This is a genomic window from Lacticaseibacillus chiayiensis (assembly GCF_004123795.1).
Classification (GTDB): Bacteria; Bacillota; Bacilli; order Lactobacillales; family Lactobacillaceae; genus Lacticaseibacillus; species Lacticaseibacillus chiayiensis.
This window is the reverse complement of sequence record NZ_MSSM01000003.1, coordinates 85658-108809: the sequence shown is the minus strand read 5'-3', so window position 1 is coordinate 108809 and position 23152 is coordinate 85658. Positions and strand designations below refer to the sequence as shown.

The 23152-nt window shown below is 47.7% G+C and carries 21 protein-coding genes, 1 pseudogene and 1 riboswitch; of the genes and pseudogenes, 4 read left to right on the top strand and 18 right to left on the bottom strand.

Features of this window, described 5'->3' with window-relative positions; translation table 11 throughout:
- Positions 1 to 267 precede the first annotated feature (267 nt).
- The 10 genes and pseudogenes from BVJ53_RS01765 to BVJ53_RS01720 form a co-directional block, all read right to left on the bottom strand.
- Entirely contained in the window at positions 268 to 1047 is a 780-nt protein-coding gene (locus BVJ53_RS01765) for an inositol monophosphatase family protein (protein WP_129300888.1), read from the bottom strand.
- 2 nt (positions 1048 to 1049) lie between these two features.
- Entirely contained in the window at positions 1050 to 1331 is a 282-nt protein-coding gene (locus BVJ53_RS01760) for a UPF0223 family protein (protein WP_129300887.1), read from the bottom strand.
- Positions 1321 to 2214: a Rossmann-fold NAD(P)-binding domain-containing protein gene (locus tag BVJ53_RS01755; RefSeq protein WP_129300886.1), complete on the bottom strand. Its 894-nt coding sequence runs from the start codon at positions 2212 to 2214 to the stop codon at positions 1321 to 1323. The genes BVJ53_RS01760 and BVJ53_RS01755 overlap by 11 nt, the downstream gene beginning before the upstream one ends.
- Positions 2215 to 2522: 308 nt before the next feature.
- Positions 2523 to 3926: a dihydrolipoyl dehydrogenase gene (gene lpdA / locus BVJ53_RS01750; RefSeq protein ID WP_129300885.1), complete on the bottom strand. Its 1404-nt coding sequence runs from the start codon at positions 3924 to 3926 to the stop codon at positions 2523 to 2525.
- Between the two features lie 2 nt (positions 3927 to 3928).
- Positions 3929 to 5570 (bottom strand): annotated as a pseudogene (locus BVJ53_RS01745) (dihydrolipoyllysine-residue acetyltransferase).
- Positions 5571 to 5587: 17 nt separating this feature from the next.
- The gene (locus BVJ53_RS01740; protein ID WP_010488601.1) at positions 5588 to 6565 is read right to left on the bottom strand and encodes an alpha-ketoacid dehydrogenase subunit beta; all 978 of its coding nucleotides are present in this window, start codon (positions 6563 to 6565) and stop codon (positions 5588 to 5590) included.
- 2 nt (positions 6566 to 6567) lie between these two features.
- Positions 6568 to 7680: a pyruvate dehydrogenase (acetyl-transferring) E1 component subunit alpha gene (gene pdhA, locus BVJ53_RS01735; protein WP_129300884.1), complete on the bottom strand. Its 1113-nt coding sequence runs from the start codon at positions 7678 to 7680 to the stop codon at positions 6568 to 6570.
- A gap of 261 nt (positions 7681 to 7941) precedes the next feature.
- Positions 7942 to 8757 carry an ATPase gene (locus BVJ53_RS01730; RefSeq protein WP_129300883.1) on the bottom strand — a complete coding sequence of 272 codons (816 nt, stop codon included), beginning with the start codon at positions 8755 to 8757 and terminating at the stop codon, positions 7942 to 7944.
- A 216-nt stretch (positions 8758 to 8973) separates the two neighbouring features.
- Positions 8974 to 9137, bottom strand: a riboswitch (M-box (ykoK) riboswitch).
- Between the two features lie 104 nt (positions 9138 to 9241).
- The gene (def, locus tag BVJ53_RS01725) at positions 9242 to 9796 is read right to left on the bottom strand and encodes a peptide deformylase (RefSeq protein WP_010488607.1); all 555 of its coding nucleotides are present in this window, start codon (positions 9794 to 9796) and stop codon (positions 9242 to 9244) included.
- Between the two features lie 399 nt (positions 9797 to 10195).
- A complete protein-coding gene (locus BVJ53_RS01720) occupies positions 10196 to 10645 on the bottom strand; it encodes a hypothetical protein (RefSeq protein ID WP_129300912.1) in 450 nt (149 codons plus the stop codon).
- A 538-nt stretch (positions 10646 to 11183) separates the two neighbouring features.
- Between BVJ53_RS01720 and BVJ53_RS01715 the strand changes: the two genes are divergently transcribed.
- The 3 genes from BVJ53_RS01715 to BVJ53_RS01705 all read left to right on the top strand — a co-directional run bounded on the left by BVJ53_RS01715 (position 11184) and on the right by BVJ53_RS01705 (position 14201).
- The gene (locus BVJ53_RS01715; RefSeq protein ID WP_010488611.1) at positions 11184 to 11396 is read left to right on the top strand and encodes a DNA-dependent RNA polymerase subunit epsilon; all 213 of its coding nucleotides are present in this window, start codon (positions 11184 to 11186) and stop codon (positions 11394 to 11396) included.
- Positions 11397 to 11400: 4 nt separating this feature from the next.
- Positions 11401 to 13083, top strand: coding sequence for a ribonuclease J1 (rnjA, locus tag BVJ53_RS01710; protein WP_129300882.1), 1683 nt, complete (start codon positions 11401 to 11403; stop codon positions 13081 to 13083).
- Positions 13084 to 13250: 167 nt separating this feature from the next.
- The gene (locus BVJ53_RS01705) at positions 13251 to 14201 is read left to right on the top strand and encodes a diacylglycerol/lipid kinase family protein (RefSeq protein ID WP_129300881.1); all 951 of its coding nucleotides are present in this window, start codon (positions 13251 to 13253) and stop codon (positions 14199 to 14201) included.
- Between the two features lie 109 nt (positions 14202 to 14310).
- Here BVJ53_RS01705 and citX read toward each other — a convergent pair whose 3' ends face one another.
- Genes citX through BVJ53_RS01670 form a run of 7 tightly spaced genes read right to left on the bottom strand, consistent with a single transcriptional unit; the run spans position 14311 to position 20813 of the window.
- Entirely contained in the window at positions 14311 to 14856 is a 546-nt protein-coding gene (citX, locus tag BVJ53_RS01700; protein WP_129300880.1) for a citrate lyase holo-[acyl-carrier protein] synthase, read from the bottom strand.
- A gap of 6 nt (positions 14857 to 14862) precedes the next feature.
- Positions 14863 to 16401 (bottom strand): citrate lyase subunit alpha, encoded by a 1539-nt coding sequence (gene citF, locus BVJ53_RS01695; protein ID WP_129300879.1) that lies wholly within the window; start codon positions 16399 to 16401, stop codon positions 14863 to 14865.
- Complete coding sequence (gene citE / locus BVJ53_RS01690; RefSeq protein WP_129300878.1) at positions 16391 to 17305, bottom strand: citrate (pro-3S)-lyase subunit beta; 915 nt, start codon at positions 17303 to 17305, stop codon at positions 16391 to 16393. The genes citF and citE overlap by 11 nt, the downstream gene beginning before the upstream one ends.
- A complete protein-coding gene (gene citD / locus BVJ53_RS01685; RefSeq protein WP_129300877.1) occupies positions 17305 to 17595 on the bottom strand; it encodes a citrate lyase acyl carrier protein in 291 nt (96 codons plus the stop codon). The genes citE and citD overlap by 1 nt, the downstream gene beginning before the upstream one ends.
- On the bottom strand, positions 17585 to 18634 hold the full coding sequence (citC, locus tag BVJ53_RS01680; protein ID WP_129300876.1) for a [citrate (pro-3S)-lyase] ligase: 1050 nt from the start codon (positions 18632 to 18634) through the stop codon (positions 17585 to 17587). Before citC ends, citD begins: the two co-directional genes overlap by 11 nt.
- Before the next feature lie 6 nt (positions 18635 to 18640).
- A complete protein-coding gene (locus BVJ53_RS01675; protein WP_129300875.1) occupies positions 18641 to 19615 on the bottom strand; it encodes an AEC family transporter in 975 nt (324 codons plus the stop codon).
- 49 nt (positions 19616 to 19664) lie between these two features.
- Positions 19665 to 20813 carry an NAD(P)-dependent malic enzyme gene (locus tag BVJ53_RS01670; RefSeq protein WP_129300874.1) on the bottom strand — a complete coding sequence of 383 codons (1149 nt, stop codon included), beginning with the start codon at positions 20811 to 20813 and terminating at the stop codon, positions 19665 to 19667.
- 153 nt (positions 20814 to 20966) lie between these two features.
- On the opposite strand from BVJ53_RS01670, the gene BVJ53_RS01665 reads away from it, so the two are divergent.
- Entirely contained in the window at positions 20967 to 21917 is a 951-nt protein-coding gene (locus tag BVJ53_RS01665) for a sugar-binding transcriptional regulator (protein WP_129300873.1), read from the top strand.
- A gap of 398 nt (positions 21918 to 22315) precedes the next feature.
- Here BVJ53_RS01665 and BVJ53_RS01660 read toward each other — a convergent pair whose 3' ends face one another.
- The gene (locus tag BVJ53_RS01660) at positions 22316 to 23119 is read right to left on the bottom strand and encodes an alpha/beta fold hydrolase (RefSeq protein WP_129300872.1); all 804 of its coding nucleotides are present in this window, start codon (positions 23117 to 23119) and stop codon (positions 22316 to 22318) included.
- Positions 23120 to 23152 lie beyond the last annotated feature (33 nt).

Genomic DNA, 23152 nt, shown 5'->3' with positions numbered 1-23152 from the left:
GTTTCTACTTCCTTTCTGCTGGCACTACAGGCCGCTTACCACATTAAAAAAGTGCCAGCAACTGACACAGTTATACGATTTTAAATTATAACACATTCTCCCCAATCTGTCCGGATTTTCTGAAAAGTGAATTGCTTCACGCAGCCATTTTAGATGAATTTTCGTAAAAGAACCGCTGTTAAGCTCCTAAATAACCGAAAAACCGGCGTCTCAATCAGTCGCCGGTCATCGTTGCTCGTTCTTGAGCGTTGCTTATTGCGGATCACATCATCTGCCGGCCATCATCGTGAGAATCGTTTGGTGGGCCTGCGGGGTGGCAGCCACAACGACACCTGGTTGACGCAAATCAATCGGTGAACCGTCTTCGCGACTGAACTGAACGCCCATCCCCTTCGTAATCGCCATGCCGGCCGCCACATCCCAAGGCTGTAAATATGAAACATAGCCGAGTTGTCGACCTAATGCGATTTCGATAAACTCCATGCCGGCACTGCCACTCATTCTTGGCCCGGAACTTGCCAACGCAATTTCGCCTAGATGAAGGCGATTCTTGATCGTCATGGGACCGGTCACTCCTAACAAGCCGTCTTTTAACGGTAAGTCAGGCAACTTCGCCAACGTTTGGCCAGCAAACGTAACAGGTATTTCCGGTCCACCACTCAGCACCTCATTGCGCATAACGTCCATAATCGCACCGACAACCGGTTGACCATCACGATAAATTCCAATCATTACTGCAAAATGAGCCTTCTGTTTAACAAAATTCATTGTACCGTCAATCGGATCGACAAAAAAGACCAATCCGCTGATATCCGTATCGTCATGGGCACGGCCTTCTTCACCGATAATCCGTGCTGTCGGATAATCGGCTTTGATATGATCAATTAGAAATTGCTGGTTACCTTTATCGACATTGGTGACCAAATCATTACGATTACTCTTACGCGCTACATCTAATGGTTTCGCCATTTCCGCTAAAATTCGCTTACGACTTTCCGCAAACCAACTGATCAATGTCTGCCGTAGCTTTTCTGGATCTTGCGTCATACTTAACTCACCTTCACCTTAATCTTTTGACTCACACCTTGGCGCGCCATCTGTACAACAGTATATATGGAATATCCGGACAGTGCTTCAAACTCGCGATCCAGTTGACGTTCAGTGCTCTTATTCGGCACCACCTGTTTGAAGCCACGGTATGCTGCCAACAGGTTATCCCGATCAACGCCATGTTCATAGGCATCTTCAACAAGTGCATAGAAAGTCGTCACTTTGATTTTTTCGTCAGTTGTCCAGTCAAGGTCAAGAGGATAGCTGTAATTAGGTTTCATTTTTTCCCGCTCCTTGTTCGATTGCTTCAATTTCGGCTTGAACAGCTTGAATTGCCGTGCTTAAAGCTGCCTCTTCATCATCGGACCCCGCGACTGTCGCCAGTGTGACTACGCCGCGTTCGTCAAGCAAAATCGGCGAGCTGTCGACTTGTCCGGTTTCATCGTCAGAATCTCGCAAATGTGTGAATGTGCCAATGAGCTTTTCGCCGGCAAACGCAGCTAGAATCGGCTCTACAAGTCGACCCACCAGAGCTGTCAAGGCGCCTGCCAAAAAAGCCTGGACAGCCGAGGCTGCTTCATTAAAAACGGCTTGGTCATCATTTAGTAAACGCAATATGGGCGTTGCACCGACATAAGCCCGACTCCATATCAATACCGGTAATTGACTAGTGCCAACGACATAAGCCGTTACCTGTTGGGCCGGGACAGCCAGTCGATCCGCCAAAAATTGTTCAAAGCGCCAAGTTGCACCGAAAGTCCCTAATCCCACAACCTGCCGTTTATTCAGCCCGGAAAATCGCTGGGCAAAATAAGTGAAGGGTTCATCATGTGTCATCGCTACGACAACCCGTCCCGTGAAGCCTGCTGCCATCGCTGAGTTAAAAACCTTGCGAATAGAGGCAATATTGGCCGTCACAAAGTTTTCATCGGTCGGCGTTCCAGTATCAGTCAGAATCAACACATCCGCCGTTTTGAGAACTTTCGGAGTTACCTTGATAAACGTATTGTGGCAAATTTGACTCAGTGCCGTCAAACCGGCGACATCAACCAATGCCGGATCCGGCTCATAACAACCGATTTCCAGATCAAGTGGTGACGCAATTAACGTTTGTAAAAGTGCTTGAGTGCTACAACTGACTCCGTTAACAACGACTCTTTGCATGAAACCCCTTCCCCTCAGTTACGTTACCTATATTTTAGCGGAAGCGCAATCTTAAGACAAAATTAAAAAGGAATTTAGGTGCAATTGTTAACTAACTGAAACATTAATGTCTTCTCATATAAAAATATCGTTGTCATTTTCAGGTTGATGGTCATAAATTGCTCTGAAATTTTCAAAGCTGACGAGACTAATCTTTTAAAATGTGTGCACACAAAAACAGACACTGTTGAAAATCCAGTGTCTGCTCAGTTATCCCAAAAATTGTAATCTGAAACTAAAACCAATCCTGACAATGACCCATCCAGTTACTAAATATTGATTGGTAGTCCTAAAGCAACTTCGGCATCATCCATGATCGTTTCGCTTAATGTCGGATGCGGATGAATGGTCAGCGCCAAATCTTCAACATTCAGGCCACCTTCTACAGCCACAGTCAGCTCGGAAATCAAATCACTGGCGCCGGCACCGGCTACCTGTCCGCCGATGACCGTGCCGTTTTCATTGGTGACAAGACGTACAAAGCCTTCTGTTTGGGCCAAACTCAAAGCTCGCCCGTTAGCAGCAAATGGAAACTTGCTGGCCTTGGCTTTTATGCCCTTGTCTTTGGCTTCCGCAACCGTCATGCCGGTCGTGGCAAGCTCCGGATCTGTGAAACAAACAGCTGGCATTGCTTTATAATCAACCGCACTTGCTTTGCCGCTGATCGCTTCAGCAGCGACCTTGCCTTCGTAGCTCGCCTTATGGGCTAACGCTGCACCGGGGACAACATCACCAATCGCGTAAATGTTTGGTTTGTTGGTGCGGCCCTGCGCATCAACTTTAATCAAACCGCGATCAGTCGTTTCAATGCCGACAATGTCTAGACCCAAATCATCCGTATTTGGTCGACGTCCGACAGTGACCATGACATAGTCAGCTGCCAGCGTCTGTTCTTTGCCATCAGCGGTATAAGTTACCTTGACACCGTTACCGGTATCTTCGGCTTCTTTAGCCATCGCGTTAGTAATCACGGTGACGCCACGCTTCTTAAAGGAGTTCAAAACCAACTGAACCATGTCCTTTTCAAAGTTTGGCAAAATCGAACTTGTCCCTTCAAGGATCGTAACATGCGCGCCTAAGTTGGCATAAGCACTAGCCAATTCAGAGCCGATGTAGCCACCACCGATAACAACGAATTCTTTTGGAACTTCTGGCAAATTCAAGCCACCTGTCGAATCAAGAATTCGTTTACCAAATTTAAAGCCTTTGATTTCGATCGGCCGGCTACCGGTTGCGATGATCAGATTTTTAAAAGTGTACGTTTGGGCAGAATCTTTTTGCATAACCCGTAAACTATGGTCATCCTTTAAGAAAGCAGTCCCCATGATCGAATCAATCTTATGCTTCTTGAACAACATTGAAACACCGCTAGTTAAGGTGTGAACCACCTTATTTTGCTTCCAATCCTGTGTCTTCTTAAAGTCAAGATCCGCACCTTTAGCGTTAATGCCGAACGTGCTGGCGTCCAAAGCATCTTGATAACGATGGCCAGCATTGATCAACGCTTTTGATGGAATACAGCCAACATTCAGGCAAACACCGCCGATGAAGGTGCTTTCGATCACGGTGACTTTCTGACCCATTTCAGCAGCCCGAATGGCAGCTACATAGCCGCCAGGGCCGGAACCAATCACAACAGTATCCAAATCGATTGCAAAATCGCCTACAACCATACTTATCCCTCCATCAACAGCAGATCAGGATCTGCCAACAATTTGTCCATCAGATTCAATGCTGTTTGCGCCAACGCACCATCAATTAGACGGTGATCATAACTCAAACTCAGCTTCAGCAGATTACCAACAACAATTTCGTTATCGGCATTGACGTATGGTTCCTTGGCAATTTTACCAACACCAAGAATTGCAACTTCCGGCTCATTAATAACCGGCGTGAACCAGCCGCCGCCAATTGATCCGACATTACTGATGGTCATGGAGCCGCCACGCATTTCATCTGGCTTCAATTTGCTGTCATAGGCTTTCTGCGCATTGTCACTGATCTCTTTGGCAATTTCAAACATACTCTTGGCATCGGCGTTCTTGATAACCGGCACGTACAAGCCATGATCCGTGTTGGTTGCAATACCAATGTTGAAGTAATGCTTGTAGACAATTTCATCGGTGGTATCGTCAATAGACGCATTAAACTCCGGATATTCACGCAAGACGGTGACCAATGCTTTGACGATGTATGGCAAGAATGTCAGCTTAATCCCTTTATCCGCCGCATACTGCTTGTATTTCTTGCGATGAGCCATCAACTTAGAAACTTCGACTTCATCAAAGCTCGTGACATGTGGGCTCCGCTGCTTAGATGCCAGCATTGCCTTCGCAATTGCCTTACGCGTTGGCGTCATCTTTTCACGTGTTTCAAGTTCAGCTTCACTGCCACTTGAAACATATGGTGCAACAGGTTGTGGCTTTGGTGCGGCCGGTGCTGCTTGAGCCGGAGCAGACTTAGGTGCCGCTTGTGCTGGTTGCGCCGGAGCTGCTGCTGTCGTTGAAGCGCCTGCCTTAAACGCGTCAACGTCAGATTTGGTGATGCGGCCATGCTTACCCGTTGCAGGTACTTGCGAAATATCAATGCCTTGCTCGCGAGCATATTGCCGAACAGACGGCATTGCCAAAATTTCGCGATTTGGATCTGTTATGGCCGGTACGGCACCCGCTGCTGGGCTTGGTGCAGAAGCAGTTTCGGCCCCAGCAGCGCTCGTCGCCGGTGCAGCTGCCGGTTCACCGGCAACTGGGCGTATCGTTATGCCCAGGAGCGTCAATATCAACCAAAGCCTCGCCGACAGACGCCGTTTCCCCTTCAGGAACCAGAATCTTAATAACTGTTCCGGTAACTGGGGACGGAATTTCTTCGACACTCTTATCACTTTGAACTTCAAGAAGTGTGTCATCCTCTTTGATTTCATCACCAGGCTTAACATCCCACTTGACGATTTCACCTTCTGCCAAGCCTTCGCCTAATTCCGGAAGCTTAAACTGATAAACCGACTTAGCAGCGGCTGATGCAGGTGTAGCCGGTGTAGCGGTTGAACCTGCTGGGGCTACCGACTGCGCAGGCGCACCTGAGCCATCATCGATTTCAACCAGCAGATCACCGACCGATGCTGTTTCGCCTTCTGGTACTAGAATTTTTAATATTTTTCCGGAAACTGGCGACGGAATTTCTTCGACACTCTTATCACTTTGAACTTCAAGAAGGGTGTCATCCTCCTTGATTTCATCACCAGGCTTAACGTCCCATTTGACGATTTCACCTTCCGCCAAACCTTCGCCAAGTTCTGGCAGTTTGAATTCAAAAGCCATGTTGGCACCTCTTCCCTCTAGAAATTAACGGTTTCCCGAACTTTAGCTTCAATATCCTTGGCATTTGGCAGCCAAATATTTTCGGCTTGACCAAATGGGAACGGCGTATCAGGAGCCGCAACCCGACCGATCGGTGCCTCAAGTGACAGAATTGCCCGTTCAGAAATTTCACTGATAACGTTGGCTGCAACACCGGCCATCCGCTGCGCCTCCTGAACGACCACTGCCTTATGCGTTTTCTTGACCGATGCAATGATGGTTTCAACATCAAGCGGGGCAATAGTCCGTAAATCAACTATTTCAGCATTAATGCCGTCTTTGGCTAAATTGTCGGCTGCCTTGAGCGCTTCACGGACCATCGCACCATAAGTGATGATCGACACATCGGTTCCTTCACGTGTTACCGCAGCCTTATCCAGTGGCACCGTGTAAGTCCCTTCTGGAACATCTTGACGGAATGACCGGTAAAGCTTCATGTGTTCAAGGAATAAAACCGGATCATTGCTGCGAATAGAACTAATCAGCAATCCCTTAGCATCGTACGGGTTACTTGGAATGACGACCCGCATACCAGGGAACTGCGCAATCAGACCTTCAAAGTTGTCACTATGCATTTCCGGTGTGTGGACCCCACCGCCAAACGGTGCCCGAATGGTAATCGGCATGGAACGTGTCCCACCCATCCGATACCGCATCCGCGACATCTGACCGCCAATACTGTCCATGGTTTCAAAAACGAACCCAAAGAACTGGATTTCCGGAATTGGCCGCCAGCCAGTTAATGCCAATCCAATAGCCAAACCGCTAATGCCTGACTCGGCAAGTGGCGTATCAAAGACGCGATCTTCACCGTGTTTAGCCTGCAAGCCATCCGTTGCCCGAAAGACCCCGCCATTTTTACCTACATCTTCGCCGAATACCAAGGTTTTAGGGTCGTTCGCCAACTCAACATCAAGCGCGTCGGTAATGGCTTGAATCATTGTTTTTTGTGCCATGGTTACTTCGACTCCTTTCCTTGGAATTCTGCCAATTGTTCAGCCACATTCTGCGGTGATTCCTCATAGGTATCTTTCAGGAACCGCGATACCGTCTGCTGCGGTGCCTTATCGGCTTCATTAATGGCGTTCTTAATATCGTCTTTAACCTTCTCGATCAAGGCATCTTCCTTTTCCTTGCTCCACAAACCTTTACCGGTGAGGAAGTTGCGCATCCGAATTAATGGATCGCGTTTTTGCCACAATTCATCGGTTTCCTTTGAACGATACCGGGTCGGATCATCGCCTGACAACGTATGCGGACCATATCGATAAGTCAACGTTTCAATCAGAACTGGGCCATTACCGGCAGCAGCCCAGGCCCTGGCCTCTTTGGTGACTTCATAAACAGCCAGTGCATCCATACCATCTACCTGAACACCAGGAACCCCGGCTGCCACAGCTTTTTGAGCCAGTGTCTTGGCTGCCGTCTGGTTTGCACGCGGAACTGAAATCGCGAAGCCGTTGTCTTGAACGATAAAAAGTGCCGGTGCTTCAAAGTGCCCAGCAAAGTTAACACCTTCATAGAAATCACCTTGTGACGTACCGCCATCGCCTGTATACGTGAAGGCAACTTCATCGCTACCATTTTTCTTCAAACCAAGCGCAACCCCTGCAGTCTGGACATACTGCGCCCCAATAATGATTTGCGGCGGCAGTGCATGAAAATCTTCTGGATATTCATTACCGGCAACATGGCCACGTGACCAGAGAAATGCCTTGTCCAGTGGTAGTCCGTGCTGGATTAGCTGCGGTAAATCACGATAAGCAGGTAACAGCCAGTCTTCTTTTTTCATCGCCGCATGACTGCCAATCATGCTGGCCTCTTCGCCTGCACTCGGCGCATAAAATCCTAATCGCCCTTGCCGGTTTAACGCCGTTGCCCGTTGATCAAGCACCCGTTGCCAAACCATCTTGGACATTAAATCAACCAACTGGTCATCACTGAGATCGGGCATGATATCAGGATTGACGACTTTACCAACTTCATCCAGAATCTGGATCGTTGGCTTAAAATCGGCATCTTGATTGTCTAACAGTCGTTTAAAATCAACTGCAGCATGCTGTTTTGCCATAATCAGAACCTCTTTCCATTCCTGTAGTTATTAACCCAGGAAAACTGTACTAATGAAAATCTTTACAAGAAGAGCGTAACATTGCAAAATACCCGTTGCAAGCGTTTTATTTCAAGGTACAAAAGAAGTACTTTTTTGGAAAATCTAACACCCATTATGTCATTATCAGACTATAACAGCCGGGCTTTTTAATTAAGACACAAAAAGAGCACGCTACTTCACAAGCGCGTGCCTCTTTCAGATCAAAATATTGTCCGTGCTTCACGAGACCGGATCTTGGTTGTGCCAGAAATCACTGGTTTTACTGTGATGTTTCATGGCTCCAACCAAGGTGGCGTGACCTGCAAAATCCATATTCATATGAATTTGCGTTGCACGATTTATTTGTTTGCTTTTTAACAATTCAATTGGGAGAACTGATACAGCCATCCCGGCAACGCAGTAAATCTGTTTTAGCGCCACCCTCAAAGCGGTAACCGCACTCATTACAAGTGAAGTCAGCCGCAGATCCGTGGATTGACTTTTAAGCTGCATCAACGCGTGGTCCAACAAACCATCGTTCAAAACTGCAGTGACAGTTGCTTGGGCGTCGGTCGCCATCACGGCACCAGCCACGCCCACCCCTGCAGGCACCTGCTGATTCAGCAAAACCAGCAGCCCGGCCATGTCACCTGGCAAGGTTGCGTGCGCTTCAGGGGACAATGCAATATCAACAGGCAGTTTTTCTCCCGCTGTCAACATCAAAACATCACCAACGACAAGATCTTGCGCCTGAACCTGACGAACCAGTCCTTCGCGCACGACCAACATTGATTGTTGGGGATTGCTTTGGTGTCGATTCAACGCTGTGATCAAATAAATGACCGCAACAGTCAAAAAGCCAAGCAGTATCGCAATGACAGCAGTTAACAGCCAGCTCTGACTGACAAAGCTAATAAGGCTGCTCACACCAGTCAGAACCGCCAGCAAAGGCAAAAAGAGTTTTGTCTTGCTGATCGGATTCTGGTGAGATGTCATTGTCTTTTGAGCCTTCTGCGCTTCGTAGCGCGTCAGACCACTTGATACCTTCATCAACATCGACAAACTCCTTTCCGTATATCCCGAAAAGAGCCGCGATGCTGCCAAATCCATTAATTTCACTTAAGAGATCGTAGCGGCAGCATAATGGGCCTTCCGGGATCCGCTAAATCGCTACTACTGCCACTACTCTTTGAAGATTGTTCCATTATGCTCACCACCTTTTCTACTTTCCCTCAGATAAAAAAACTGCACGCTGATTGAGAGCGTGCAGAAATAGCATCCCAATCGTTTAGTTTTAGCACTATACGCCTAGAAGCGAGCTTCAGTTGCATTAGCGTAAGCCTTAATGGGCAGACGCAGTTGACTCAATTGGCATCTCTCGATGTTTCTGAGCAGCAACATTGTTCGTATAGGAGCCTCACCTAACGGAAAGCACCGTATTTGTTTAACCTAATCTATAGTAGCGGATGAAAAGTGAAATGTCAACAATAACAAGCACTCTTTTCACAAAGGTATCAACCGCAATTAAAGTTCGGCTGTTTTAATGAATCAAAACGGCATTTGGGTCGATTGAGAAGGGATGTTCCTTATTGATGTGGTCGTAAAACAAAACGCCATTTAGGTGGTCAATCTCGTGCTGGCAAACAATAGCAGGATAGTTCTTAAGGCGGACTTTTTTATGTTCTCCAGCCTCGTTTTGATAGGCAATCGTGATGCGATCGGCACGAACAACATAACCGGGAATATCTTTATCGACAGACAGGCAGCCTTCACCTTCAGCAAGAGCAGCATGCTGTACGCTGTTACTGATGATTCGCGGATTGATCAAAACTTCCTTGAAAAGGATTTCATTATTTTCTCCGGGCACGAGAACCGCAGCCATTGCCTTGCTCTGGCCGACTTGCGGTGCTGCCAAACCAACGCCCGGGCGCAAATGGTATTTTTCGTTTTGCTCTTCATCTTGACTAATCACCAGATAAGCCATCATGTCGTGAGCCAATTTTTTGTCTTCATCTGAAAGGGGAAACGTTACCGGCTTGGCTCTTTCACGCAAAACTTTAGCGCCGTCACGAGTGATATCCTTCATTAAATACAAGATCCGTACCTCCGTTCATTTCTTTTACTAGATTATCACACCGCTGCAAGCGTGAAAAGCAAACCGCGAACATGAGCGTTTAGAAATCGAAGCATATGTGACTCGGCCAGCCCGAGACTCCAAATTGCCGATTCTCGCGAGCCTGGTACACCCAAACCGTCATTAGGATAGTGTGAAACCGGGCCAAGTTAAAATATATACTGACATCAAAAAGAAACCGAGCCAATTTTCATTCTTGGTTCGATTTCCTTTTTTTTGAGACTTCGAGCGAGATAGAATTTTCCTCATGGCCGTTCTTTTTCGGCATTGAGTTATAATCCGCCTTCTTTAGTTGCTTGACCATTGCGAAGAATAAGCTGCCGCAACCATATTGATTTTTGCAACCTCTTCGTCAATCTCTCATGCCACGCGATTGACATCACGCACATACTCAATGGTTGCCTCATTGGTGATGAACGCGACATCAACATGCAACTGGCCGTCCAACACAAAAAAATCGGTGATCACAAAAGGCGGCAAGGCAGGATCTGAACTGGCAATGTCCAGTTCTTCGGCTGCGTTCTGCAAAGCCTGTTCAAGGGGCTGCTGTTTGAGCATTTTTGTTTGCAACGGTAATTGATATGAAAATGCCATAATGCCATGCCCCCATATGTCTGTCATCGGTTTTGACACCAACGGCTTAGCGACATGAAAATCCAGCGTCTGTAAAGCTGTCGCCATCGTTTGATCTGTTAATTGTTGGCTGTGATGAAGTAATATTTGAATGGCTTTGTTACGCCGCCAACGTTTCCTAAATACTAATAGAATTGCCACGACAACCATCAACAAGACGACTAAAAACCATACTATGGCGTCCACCCCCTTCTAGATAACACCTTCGTTCCTTCTATTATTATACCTAAAACCAGTCACAACTCGCTAATCAGACAAAAACATTTGGCAGTCATCGCCGTTAATCTAAACTATTGAAAAATGCTGACTCATTTTTCAACTCGCAATCGCGTTCGTTAACGCAGAAGCTGACGTGTAAAAGTGGTAATAGCAATCGCTAAAATCCACTGTGCACTCGTCCAATCCTGCTCTCAACATGCAATTGCCTCTTCCAAATGAGTTCCCTGTTCATTCCTTCTCGATTATGCTAAACTGTTGCTAGCTGTTGTATTCACAACAAATCGATCGGTCATAAAGGTTTTAGGAGTTGTGGCAAGAAATGAACCACAATAATGGTGTTTTGTTGCTATTTTGCGGTTCAAGCGGTGCGAAATATCGGCCATTTCGGTGAGATCGACCATGTTTTTTATGGTTCGTTATCTTGGTGGTGTGTCCCTTTTTTCGGAAGCCTTTTGTTACACTTCCTTTCTTTTTGTACCACGGAAGGAGTCAAATCATGATCTACAAAGTCTTATATCAAAAAGACAAGGTCCAAAATCCGCGGCGGGAAACAACCCAGACGCTTTACCTCGAGGCGCCATCTGCGGTTGAAGCGCGTGCACTTGTAGAAGCTAACACGCCCTACAACATTGAATTTATTCAGGAACTCTCCGGAAACTTCCTGGAGTATGAGGAAAAGTCAGCCAACTTTAAGCTGACCACTTTCTAATCATATGAAATTAAATATTAAAAATAACGAAACCGCCGTCTTTGCTGTCGGCGGTTTAGGTGAAATCGGGAAGAACATGTACGGGGTTCAATTCCAAGATGAAATTATCGTCATCGATGCCGGGATCAAATTTCCTGAAGATGACCTGCTTGGGATCGATTATGTCATTTCCGATTATTCCTATTTAGTTCAGAACAAAGACAAGATCAAGGCTTTGGTTATTACCCACGGACACGAAGATCACATCGGCGGAATTCCTTACTTTCTTAAGCAGGTCCCAAATGTTCCGATCTATGCCGGTCCATTAGCGGCTGCCTTGATTCGCGGCAAACTCGAAGAACACGGTTTGTTACGTACGACAAAACTAACAGAAATCAACGAAGACACGGTTTTAAAGTTCAAAAAACTGAGTGTTGAATTTTTCCGGACCACCCACAGTATTCCGGATACATTAGGCATTGCCGTCCACACACCTCAAGGGATTGTTATTCAGACCGGTGACTTCAAGTTTGATCTGACGCCGGTTGGTGACCAACCTTCGCCAAACTTCCAGAAAATGTGTCGTTTCGCCGAAGAAGGCGTTCTAGTCTTAATGTCTGATTCGACCAATGCCGAGATCCCGACATTTACCAAATCAGAACGCTTTGTCGGCAAGTCGATCCGCCATATTTTTGACCGAATTGACGGGCGTATTATCTTCGCGACATTTGCGTCCAACATTTCGCGAATTGCTCAAGCGGCTGATGCTGCCATGGCACATGGACGCAAGATTGCCGTTTTTGGCCGTTCAATGGAAACAGCGATGGTCAACGGCCGAGAGCTGGGTTATCTGAATATCCCTGACGACGTTCTAGTGGATGCTCATCAGTTGAACTCGCTGCCTGCCGATAAAGTCATGATTTTGTGTACTGGTTCGCAAGGTGAGCCAATGGCCGCCTTGAGTCGGATTGCCAATGGCACGCACCGCCAAATCAGCATCCAACCTGGTGACACAGTCATCTTCTCCAGTAATCCGATTCCGGGTAACACGGTTAGCGTTAACCACGTCATTAACCAGCTAAGCGAAGCCGGTGCCGAAGTGATTCATGGCAAAGTCAACAACGTCCACACTTCCGGCCACGGTGGCCAAGAAGATCAAAAACTGATGCTACGCTTGATTAAGCCGAAATTCTTCATGGCCTGCCACGGCGAATACCGTATGCAAAAGATTCATTGCGAGCTTGCGCAACAATGTGGGGTTCCGGAAAAGAACTGCTTCATCATGGAAAACGGTGACGTACTGGCGCTCACGGAAAAAAGTGCGCGAATCGCGGGCCACTTTCCTGCTGGTGATGTTTACATCGATGGCAGCGGCGTTGGCGACATCGGCAATGCGGTTATCCGTGATCGCCGCATGTTATCTGAAGAAGGCTTGGTTGTTGTCGTGGCAACAATCAACATGCAGAAGCAAGCGGTTTTGGCCGGCCCGGATTTGCTATCACGTGGATTCATTTACATGCGTGAATCAGGCGAATTGATCAATCAAGCACAACGTCGGGTTTATCGCACGATCAAATCCACCTTTTCCAATAGTGAAAAAGTAACCGAGGCAAGTTTAAAAGACGCGATTATCAGTAACTTGCAAGAATTTTTGTTCGACAAAACCGAACGGCATCCGGTTATTTTGCCGATGTTGATTTTACTTTAAAGCTAACTTAGCAAAAACAATTGTCGTTCAAAATGTTAATCATGACCGTACTGCCGCATTGTTGCCGGTGGTGCGGTATTTTTTAACTTCTGGAGAAGACGTCATTACATTGTTTTTCCTCAGTTTTTCGGTATAATTGACAGCGTGTCTGATTAGGAGGAAAGTTGATGGCGGTCGTTTTTTATTATCTTATCTATAACCCGGCAGCTGGTGGTGGTGCGGCCATTCCAATTTTCAAACAGGTCAAGACTGTTTTGGATCGGCGTCAATTACCTTATGCAATCAAGACTTCACGCTATCCCGGCCACACTAATGTAATCACCAAACAAATCGGCAACTTTAACACTCGTGATCATCCGGTTCTTTTAGTGATCGGCGGGGATGGCACCTTAAATCAAGCAATCAACGGTCTAAGCGGCACACGACAACACGACATTCCTGTTGCGTATGTGCCAGCTGGATCCGGTAACGACTTTGCTCGTGGCATCGGAATGTCAGAGGATCCGATGCATGCATTAGACCAGATTTTGCAGGCTTCCGAGCCGATTACCATCGATATCGGACGCTATCATGAACGAACGCGGAACGAAACAGGTTATTTTGTCAATAATATCGGTATCGGTTTCGATGCCGCTGTCGTGAACGCAGCCAATCACAGCGACAGCAAACAACTGTTAAACAAACTTCATATCGGCAAGTTAACTTACCTTTTTCATGTTGTCGGCATGCTGTTGACACGCCACCCCTTTCCAGTTGCTGTCTATGAAAATGGTGTTCGTCATTTTTTCCATCGTGCTTACATTTGCACCACTACGAATATTCCTTACTTTGGTGGAGGCATTCGACTTTACAAGCCTGCCGATCCAACAGATGGCAAGTTAGACCTGGTGATCGTGGAATGGTTTAACATTGTTTCATGGGCCTTGGCAATGTTGCAATTGCTACGCGGTAAAACTCCTACCAGTCGAGCTACTCATATTTTTCACACTAATAAATTGATCGTTGAGACCAGTTCATTGGAATTTGGCCAGATGGATGGCGAAGAAATGGGTACAAGGCCGTTTGAAATTGAATTTTCGATCGCTTCTCAACAATTTTGGATTGATCGCAGTATTTAAAGTGTTCAATTATCATTTTCCAGACAAAAGGCACCGAACGCTTGTGAATTCACAAACGTTCGGTGCCTTATTTTGGCGATCTACATAAATTAAGCCTTTCTTTGGTCAATCATCCTTCGGAAAAGTACTGCAGGTATGCTCTGTCAATGGCCGCTTGCAACTCAGCCACACTGTGCCGCCGTGAGCGTGCACATTCTTTAGCTGGTCGACCACAGACAAAACAACTGCGCTCGGGCATCCCCATATCTGCCCTCGATAATGGTTTATCTCGGGTGGCCGCGGTCAGAGCATCCACGTCAAAGAAGCGACCAAGAGGAAAATCTGTTTCGAATGCTACCCCCAGTTGTTTGCTGTGGGAAACCTCCAAATTAACGACCCAGAACGCTTCGGGGCCCGTAGGATTGTGCCACCAGATTTCATAGCGCAATGCACCTGCGGGTATGCGATGGCGCAAATCCGCCATACCCGCGGCAAATATTTTTTCTAATGCAGCATTATTCTTGATTGGTCCGGGAATATTCAACTTGGATGCCAAAATGGTCTGCTGGGGAAATCTGGACATGAGCTGATCTTGCTGGGCCACTCGATGGTCCTTGTTGGCCAAGACCGTCGCGATATCCTGGGGCTCTCCAGTTGCGAAAATGGTCGCTGACATCGTCTCTTACTCCTGAACTTGATGAATGACGTCGATCAATGTCCCATCACGGTACTCAGCTAAGGCAACAGGTCGGTCAATATATTGGATTGGTACGGGCTGACCAACGATGTCTGCCGCCTTTTGCTGCAATTCCTGAATCGTATACACTGGTACCCCCGGGATATGACTCAGCTGTTTAACCAAGTCTTGACGAGCCGGATTAATGGCAATTCCCAGCTCTGTAGCCACCACATCAATGGAATCTCCTGGTGTCGTAATCGAGGTCATTTTTGGCACAATTGTAGCCAAACGACCTCTCACCAAAGGCGCAGAAATGATCGTTAGCTTGGCGGTCGCAGCATCTTGATGACCACCAATGGCCCCTCGAATCACGCCATCGGAACCAGTCAATACGTTGACGTTAAAGTCTGTATCAATTTGCAGTGCCGAAAGGATGACAACATCCAGCTTGCTTACCATGGCACCTTTGTTGAAAGGATCAGCATACCAAGACGAATCAATTTCCTGTTGGGCGGGATTCTTATGCATGGAATCTGCTGCTCCCTTGTCGAAGTCCTGAACATCCATGACTTTTTTGACCAATCCTTCATCTAACAAGTCCGTCGTAGGCTTTGTAATCCCACCTAACGCGAAGGACGCTTTGATTTTTTGGTCAATCATTGCTTGCCGTAAATAGCGAGTCACTGCTAAAGCTGCACCACCAGAACCGGTTTGGAACGAAAAACCATTCTTGAAGTACGGAGAGTGCGTGATCACACTGTTTACCATTTGCGCGATTTTCAGTTCCTTAGGATCCTTGGTAAAACGAGTGGCCCCAGAACCGATCAGATCCGGGTCACCCACCTGATCGACTTTGACCACATAGTCCACTTGAGTTTGGTTGATGGATGCTGGTGTGTTGGGATAGTCCACAATGTTGTCAGTCAGCAATACTACTTTGTCCGCATAACGTGCATCCATCAGTGCGTAGCCCAACGAACCAAAGGCAGCATCGCCGGTCATGCCGTTAGCATTCCCCATTTCATCGGCATTAGGTACGCCTAAGAAGGCCACGTCGATTTTAATCTTACCGGTCTCGATGGCCCGAGCCCGGCCGCCATGGGACCGGAAAATCACTGGATTCGGCAGCAACCCATGAGAAACCGCGTCGCCTAAAGAGCCTCGCATCCCCGAACTCGTGATGTGGGTGACAGTTCCAGCTTTGATTGCCTTAATCACCATGTCATTCATCACGTTGGTTAAACTGGAAGGGGCAAGTGTGAGGTCCTTGATTCCTTCATCAATGATTAACTGCATGACTTGGTTGAATACCATATCTCCTTCGCGAAGATGGTGGTGGAAAGAAATGGTCATGCCATCTCGAACATTATTTTTAACAACATCAGCAAGTGAAGTCGCCACTTTGCTGGGTCCCGCCATAACGTGTACGGCAGGCGCGACCCGTTGGCTAATCAGATGACCAATCTTCGTCCCTGCAAAGGGTTGATACCCGTATTGCTTTAAGACATTTTCCGAGATTTCAACGCCAACTTTATTTTTCAACAAAAGTCCCCTCCTCATCAATCAAATGGGATGCCTTGGCTAACTTGATCACGCGTTGTGCCCGCATGGCGACAGGCCGATCGACCATTTGACCATTTAATGCAATAACGCCGGAGCCTTTTTCATGGGCTTCATCAATGGCAGCCATCACCATTTGCGCTGTCTGGATCTCTCTCTTGGTCGGCGCATACACAGCATTAATGACGGAAATCTGCCGCGGATTAATCACAGATTTGCCATCAAAGCCTAGTTGGTGGATATACTCGGTCTCACGTTGCAAACCCGCTTCGTCGTCTAAGTCTGTGAACACCGTGTCAAAGGCAGCGATACCAGCGGCCCGGGCTGCTTGTAAAATCACATTTCGGGCGTATTCCAACTCGCGTCCATCGGGATAACGATGTGTCTTCAAGTCCGTGGTGTAGTCTTCAGCAGAAAGTGCAATGCCAATCATTCGCTGAGAAGCAGTGGCGATGGGCACCGCGTTGACAACGCCCTTAGCACTTTCGATGGCCGCCATGAGATGCGTACTACCGGCAGTCCGATCAAACTCTTTTTCGGCCGCTGCGACATCCTTTTCCAACTCCTGAATCATTTGGGCACTTTCCGTCTTGGGAAGGCGAATTACATCAATTCCCGCTTTGACCATGGCCCTGACATCATCTTTGTAAAAAGGCGTATCTGTACCATTGACTCGAACAACTTTTTCAGCATCACCGTAATCCACAGTCTGCAACGCCTCGTAAACCAAATCTCGCGCAGCATCCTTTTCAGCCAGAGAAACGGCATCTTCCAAATCAAACATAATAGCATCAGCGCCGTAAATGCCGGCATCTTTGAGCATAGCGGGATTGTTTCCAGGCACAAACATCATTGTGCGACGTAATCGTTCTTCTGTCTCAGCCATTAGAGCACCTCCCAAGCCGGTTCTTTTTGACCCAGCGCTCGCTGCCCAGCAGCAATGGTGCGGGCCTTAATCACACAATCCAGCGCACCCTTGTCCACTGCCTTCACGGCAACATTGTCGATACCCAAACTCTGTAATGTTTGGGTAATCACTTTCTTAATTTGTTCACCAAACTGACTGGCTACCGCCGAGGTCAATTCGATCTGAATGCCATTAGCAGCGGGGCTCAACGTAATTTGGATGTCTGAAGACTCTAGTGTCCCTGCCAGTGCGGCTTTACTAATTCCCACGAATTGTCATTCCTTTCTTAATACGTGTTTCTAATTCTGTTTGGTGGATCTGAATAAATTTCCACGTTTTGGCCGGAAGCAACGAACGAATTTCGCTCAACTTGTTTTGAGCAATGGCGGACCGCACTTGAGTCGCAGTCACGATCGTCCTACCCACCTTTAACCGTGGGATCACCTTCACTTGCACCTGAGGAGGCAGTTCTTTCTGCAACACCTGGTTGTAAATCGCCGTAGTGTGGGATAATGGTTCTTCCCCCACGTAACGGGTTTGAATATGCAGTATTTTGGCTACCCAATCCCGAAATAGACGGGCATCAATCGTTGTTTGGTAGTTAATTATGGTATCATTGCTAGCTAAAAAGTAGGCGGGAAATGTGGCATAACTGACCATATAGTCACCCCCCAAGTACACGTGAACGTTGGCCAGATCTGCCGTGTTTGTTTGCACCAAATGCAATCTCTCTGCTGTCGTAAACAAGGAGCGGTCGGTGCTGACGACAAAGATATCAACAGCGTCACTTTGCATCGCCGCCTGCTCGACCAAGTATCGGTGGCCCTTGGTGAACGGATTGGCGTTCATGACAATCGCACTGCGATGTTCACCGATGGTGCCTGTTGCTCCGGACAGACCCTGTAAATACTGAGTGATCGTGGGCGTTCCTGCTTCCATCAATACCCCCCAATGCGTGTGCACCAACGTCTGGAAGCCCACATAGTGAAAGCTTTTTTCGTATTGCGGCTTAGTTGACACCATAACGTGTAACTGTCCTGCGGCTGCTAAGCGACTTTGTAATTCAGAGACGATCTGATTGAAATAAGCCCCAGGGGGAGTGCTAGCATCCACGGCAATAAACTTGAGAATGTTACCAGCAGTCGCACCAGTACCCACTAAGCGGTCATTTTCGTAAAGTCCCACAACGTGGTCAACACCGGCCACTTCCGCAGGGGGAAAGTCCTGCAACCCATGACCGGCCAAAAACGTCAACCACTGGTGACGAATGCTAGGAACCTTAATCATTAAATCCCGAATTTCAGCCATAGACGATTACCCCATCAAAACCATGATAATCGGTACAACAACGATGAACAGAACCGATGCCGAGACTACGATATCGGTAGCAAATTTCACGTCTCCATGGTAAGTAGTGGCCAAAATAGGCAACACTGCGAAGGTCGGCGTGGCCGCTTGGATAACCAGCGTCTTCTGAAAAACGGGCACCATGGTCAACCCCATGCTGTGCCCCATCGCAATGAGGACAAACATCAGAACGGGGGCCAACGCGAATCGACCAATTAAAGTCACGACTACGTGCTTATCAAACTTCATGTTCTTTATACCGAAGCTCTTTAACATGATGCCGATGTAAATCAAGGACAACGGCGTTACCAAGGCACCAATATCAGTTAAGGTCAGCGTCACAAAGTTCACCAGTAGGTGTGTCCGCAGCCACGGAATATAGATGAAAGGTAAGGCAACGATGAATCCCCACAATGGAGTGGGAACCAAATGGTGCCAGTCAAACTTGACTCTCTCGCCACCAGCTTTGTCAACCGTAGGATCATCCGCCGAAATTAACCATACGCCAATAGTCCAAAGCATCACTGTGTTGACTATGTAGTACACCAGCAAATAAGGGATTGAAGCATTGCCAAACAACGCTTGGTTAAGCGGCATTCCAATGAAGACGGTGTTGGCGAAGTTCATCGCAGTCATCATCAACCCACGCCGGCCTCGAGGTACTTTCATGACCCACACGACTACCCAAGAAATCAATAGTCCGGCAGTAATGCTCACAACACTGTACAACAAGCCGACGGACAGTTTCGCCAATTGATCCGGTTTAAAGTGGTTCATCATCGACATAAAGATAGACGCCGGTAAAGCCACCTGCATGATGATTTTAGAAAGAGCACCGGAGAACTCCTTGTCAAACCAGCCCTTGCCCTGGGCAACGTAGCCGACAGCAATCATGATCATGATCGCTAAGACACTTTGTATCGAGGTCCAAAAAATTGCCATTATGTCATTCCTCCAATCACCGCTCGTTCACAGGGAACGGGTGATGGCGTTATTTGTGTTGTTGTGCAAATGAAACGACCGCCTGAGTCACCGCATCGACAACGCCTTCATCAAATACACCGGGTACAATTTTGGTGGCTGTCGGTTTTGTGATCAAGGCCGCCAACCCCTGGGCAATCTTAGTTTCTAACTCGGCATTCACGGATTTCAATCCGCTCTTGAGCAATCCCCTGAACAAGCCAGGAAAAGCCAAAATGTTGTTCACCTGGTTGGGATATTGGCTGGAACCCGTGGCGATCACAGCCGCGCCTGCCGCTTTTGCTTCAGCGGGATCGATTTCAGGTACCGGATTAGCTAAAGCAAAGATGATCGGCTGGGTAGCCATCATCTGCACTTGATTCCGATTAAGCACGTGCGCGTCTGATAAGCCAATGAATGCGTCAGCATCCTTGATGACGTCTGTGAGTGTCGCACCAGCTGTGCTAGTCACTTGACCTGCTAATTGTCGCTGATAGTTGTTGTACTGTGGATCATCCGAACGCACGACACCGTGGATATCCACCAGAGTGATGTGAGTAATGCCACTCGCCAACAGAAGCCTGGCCGTCGCAATGCCTGAGGCACCAGCACCAGCCATTACCACGCGCAAATCCGTCAACTTCTTGCCGACTACCTTAGCCGCATTGATTAATCCCGCCAAGACGACAATAGCTGAACCCTCTTGATCGTCATGATAAACCGGAATTGCGAGTTCTTTTTGCAAAGCCTCTTCGATGGCAAAGCAACGCGGCGCAGCAATGTCTTCCAAATGAATTCCGGCAAAACTTAGCTCCAGATTTTTAATTGTCTGCACGAATTGGTCCACTGGCACTTGCTTCACAGCGATGGGCAACGCATCCACTCCTGCCAGTTCCTTATAAAGCAACACTTTGCCTTCCACAATTGGCAAGCCCCCAGCAGGGCCGATGTTGCCTAGTCCCAGCACTGCTGACCCGTCTGTCACCACCGCCACCAATTTACCGCTGGTCGTATAGCGGTCCTTCAAACTTGGATTGGCTTCAATTTCTTTGGCTAACTCAGCCACTCCTGGCGTGTACGCCTGGCTCAGATCTGCACGATCATGCACGTGCATCTCTGGCTTAATGGCCAAAACTCCTGTATGGGCACTGTGCAGTTGCTCTACTTCGTCTTCTGCCATGTCACCAACTCCTTTCAAATCATTGCGTGAATTCTCTCCAGACATAGTATGCCACTTTTAATTTAAATTTTCAAAATAATTCCCTTATTTTTTAAATTTTAAAATCAGCAAAATATGTTACACTAATTGACAAAAGATAATGGAGGCTTTGTTATGGTTACACCCGATCACCTGGCACTACTAACGGCCATCGCCCAAGACTATTACCTATCAGGCATGACCATTAGCGCATTGGCGAACAAGTACCATGTTTCAAGGTATTACATAGAAAAATACATTGACGAAGCTCAGCAGGTCGGTCTAGTCAAGATTACCATTGCAGCGCCTACGCAACGCCTTGCTCATCTGGAAAGTCGGTTACGACAGGCCTTCCCCACCTCCCAGACATTCGTCATCAAAGATGCCACGAATCCCACAGAGACTACGGAGCATGTGATCAGCTATGCCGCTCAACAGATTCAAAACATGATTGCGGATTGCCGAACAACGGGATTAGCGTGGGGTGGCACGATTTATGATGTGATTCAACATTTCTCGGCGGCTAATCAACCAGAGCTTGTTTTCACTCAATTTATGGGTGAAAACATGAAGTATAACTCTAGGGCCGGCTCTACTCGGATGGTGGAAATGGCGGCCAACAAATTCGGCGCAGCCTACCACACTCTGGTTGGCCCGCTTTATGTGTTTAATCCCGCTGTCCGCAGAGGTTTGGCAAAGGAACCCGCCAATCGTCCTGCCATGACTGCCGCCCATCACATGGACATGACCATCACCGGCATCGGCACAATGGCTTCCATTGATTCCATTCCCGCTTGGCACGATCAGCGAACTGCTATCGTTCCCGCACCGATGCTCAATGCTGTTGCCGGTGTCTTATTTGGTCGTCCTTACACCATTCAGGGCCATTTTATTGCACCAGAAAAGACGCCCATTTTTGGTGTCTCCCTGCCTAGCATCTTGGCGGTGCCCCACCGGGTTGGCATTGTCACCAGTAAGTTTAAAACCGATGCCACCCTAGGCGCATTACGCGGTGGATTATTGACAGATATTTTTATGAGTGAATCCGTCGCCAACCGGATTATCGCCGCAGCACAAACGATCTGAACGTAACAAAACAGTCCCTGTCTATTGGTCGATCGATCAATAAACAGGGACTGTTTTAGTTATGCTGACTGAAACGGTAACCAATCGAATAGCAACGCAAAATAAATCGTCAGGATCAGCAAATCTGCACTGCCCCTATGCTTGAGTGGCGCTTGATGAGTACGGTTGCCGAACACGTGACAAAGACAATTCCTGTGGGATTTTGCTCCCACCCAAGCGCAAAATACCGGTCAGCTTGGGTGTGCACCTAGGTCACAATCGTACTGGTGCCCGCTCCTTAAAAACATATAACTGTTCCTCGGCTACGAGAGTCACTACAGACACGCAGATAGCCACGGCGAAGACATTTCCGGTCCCCCGCGGTGTAAGCCGTCAATGCCTCGATTGACTTTCTTTCTTCACGCGTCCACGACGAGGTGGCAAAAGTGCCGTAACGTTTGATTAAACGCAGTAGGTACTTCTGCCATGATATCGTGACCCGTGTTGGCTAAGCGAACTGTATGAATGTGACTGTTTTGCATGGCGCACCAATGATCGTAGCCCATCGGAAAATACGGACTGTTCACCGCACTCACAAATAAAGCTGGGGTCGGTGATTGTACCACTACCGATCGCCAGTCAGCGTTCAAGTGATCCCGTAAGAGAAGCTGGGCTGCAGCTGGGGCAAAAGGTGCCTGATTTTTGGCATTTTGTAATCGTTGAAATACCATGTCATTTAAACCGTGCAGCGTCTCCTGTTTTTGGCTCCGTAATTGAGCAAAAGCCATGCTGTTATCCTCTGTCAGCCCCTTAAAACCATAGTGCCAGGCAGCATCATTCAACATCTTTGGACTTTGATCAATCGTGAGACGCCCGCGAATCGGTATTTCCGGATGGTATCGGGCAAACGCCCACGCTACACTGGCACCCATGGAATGACCCACAAGGATTGGGTTCTCCAAGCTCATGAGCTGTATCAACGTTGCCAAATCATCTGCTATCATGTGCAAGTCTGGGGCGATGGTCCCCGTGGATTCCCCTTGGCCTCGGTAATCCCAAGTCACCATGCGATACCCCAATTCCCGAACACAAGCGATTTGGGCTGCCCAGATCTGCTGATAGGCTCCGTAACCATTGAGGAAGATCACGGGGATATCCCCCTTCTGCCCGTGCACATGAACTGAAACCTGAGTTTGCGGCGCGATGGTTACCATTTGCATCATTCGTTAAACATCCTTTCTGTGGGTGGCTCATGC

Excerpts from the sequence above, each read along its gene's own strand:
- BVJ53_RS01765 (WP_129300888.1), bottom strand. The coding sequence starts at position 1,047 with ATGACGCAAGATCCAGAAAAGCTACGGCAGACATTGATCAGTTGGTTT.
- BVJ53_RS01760 (WP_129300887.1), bottom strand. The coding sequence starts at position 1,331 with ATGAAACCTAATTACAGCTATCCTCTTGACCTTGACTGGACAACTGAC.
- BVJ53_RS01755 (WP_129300886.1), bottom strand. The coding sequence starts at position 2,214 with ATGCAAAGAGTCGTTGTTAACGGAGTCAGTTGTAGCACTCAAGCACTT.
- lpdA (WP_129300885.1), bottom strand. The coding sequence starts at position 3,926 with ATGGTTGTAGGCGATTTTGCAATCGATTTGGATACTGTTGTGATTGGT.
- BVJ53_RS01740 (WP_010488601.1), bottom strand. The coding sequence starts at position 6,565 with ATGGCACAAAAAACAATGATTCAAGCCATTACCGACGCGCTTGATGTT.
- pdhA (WP_129300884.1), bottom strand. The coding sequence starts at position 7,680 with ATGGCAAAACAGCATGCTGCAGTTGATTTTAAACGACTGTTAGACAAT.
- BVJ53_RS01730 (WP_129300883.1), bottom strand. The coding sequence starts at position 8,757 with ATGTTGATGAAGGTATCAAGTGGTCTGACGCGCTACGAAGCGCAGAAG.
- BVJ53_RS01715 (WP_010488611.1), top strand. The coding sequence starts at position 11,184 with ATGATCTACAAAGTCTTATATCAAAAAGACAAGGTCCAAAATCCGCGG.
- rnjA (WP_129300882.1), top strand. The coding sequence starts at position 11,401 with ATGAAATTAAATATTAAAAATAACGAAACCGCCGTCTTTGCTGTCGGC.
- BVJ53_RS01705 (WP_129300881.1), top strand. The coding sequence starts at position 13,251 with ATGGCGGTCGTTTTTTATTATCTTATCTATAACCCGGCAGCTGGTGGT.
- citX (WP_129300880.1), bottom strand. The coding sequence starts at position 14,856 with ATGTCAGCGACCATTTTCGCAACTGGAGAGCCCCAGGATATCGCGACG.
- citE (WP_129300878.1), bottom strand. The coding sequence starts at position 17,305 with ATGGCTGAGACAGAAGAACGATTACGTCGCACAATGATGTTTGTGCCT.
- citC (WP_129300876.1), bottom strand. The coding sequence starts at position 18,634 with ATGGCTGAAATTCGGGATTTAATGATTAAGGTTCCTAGCATTCGTCAC.
- BVJ53_RS01675 (WP_129300875.1), bottom strand. The coding sequence starts at position 19,615 with ATGGCAATTTTTTGGACCTCGATACAAAGTGTCTTAGCGATCATGATC.
- BVJ53_RS01670 (WP_129300874.1), bottom strand. The coding sequence starts at position 20,813 with ATGGCAGAAGACGAAGTAGAGCAACTGCACAGTGCCCATACAGGAGTT.
- BVJ53_RS01665 (WP_129300873.1), top strand. The coding sequence starts at position 20,967 with ATGGTTACACCCGATCACCTGGCACTACTAACGGCCATCGCCCAAGAC.
- BVJ53_RS01660 (WP_129300872.1), bottom strand. The coding sequence starts at position 23,119 with ATGATGCAAATGGTAACCATCGCGCCGCAAACTCAGGTTTCAGTTCAT.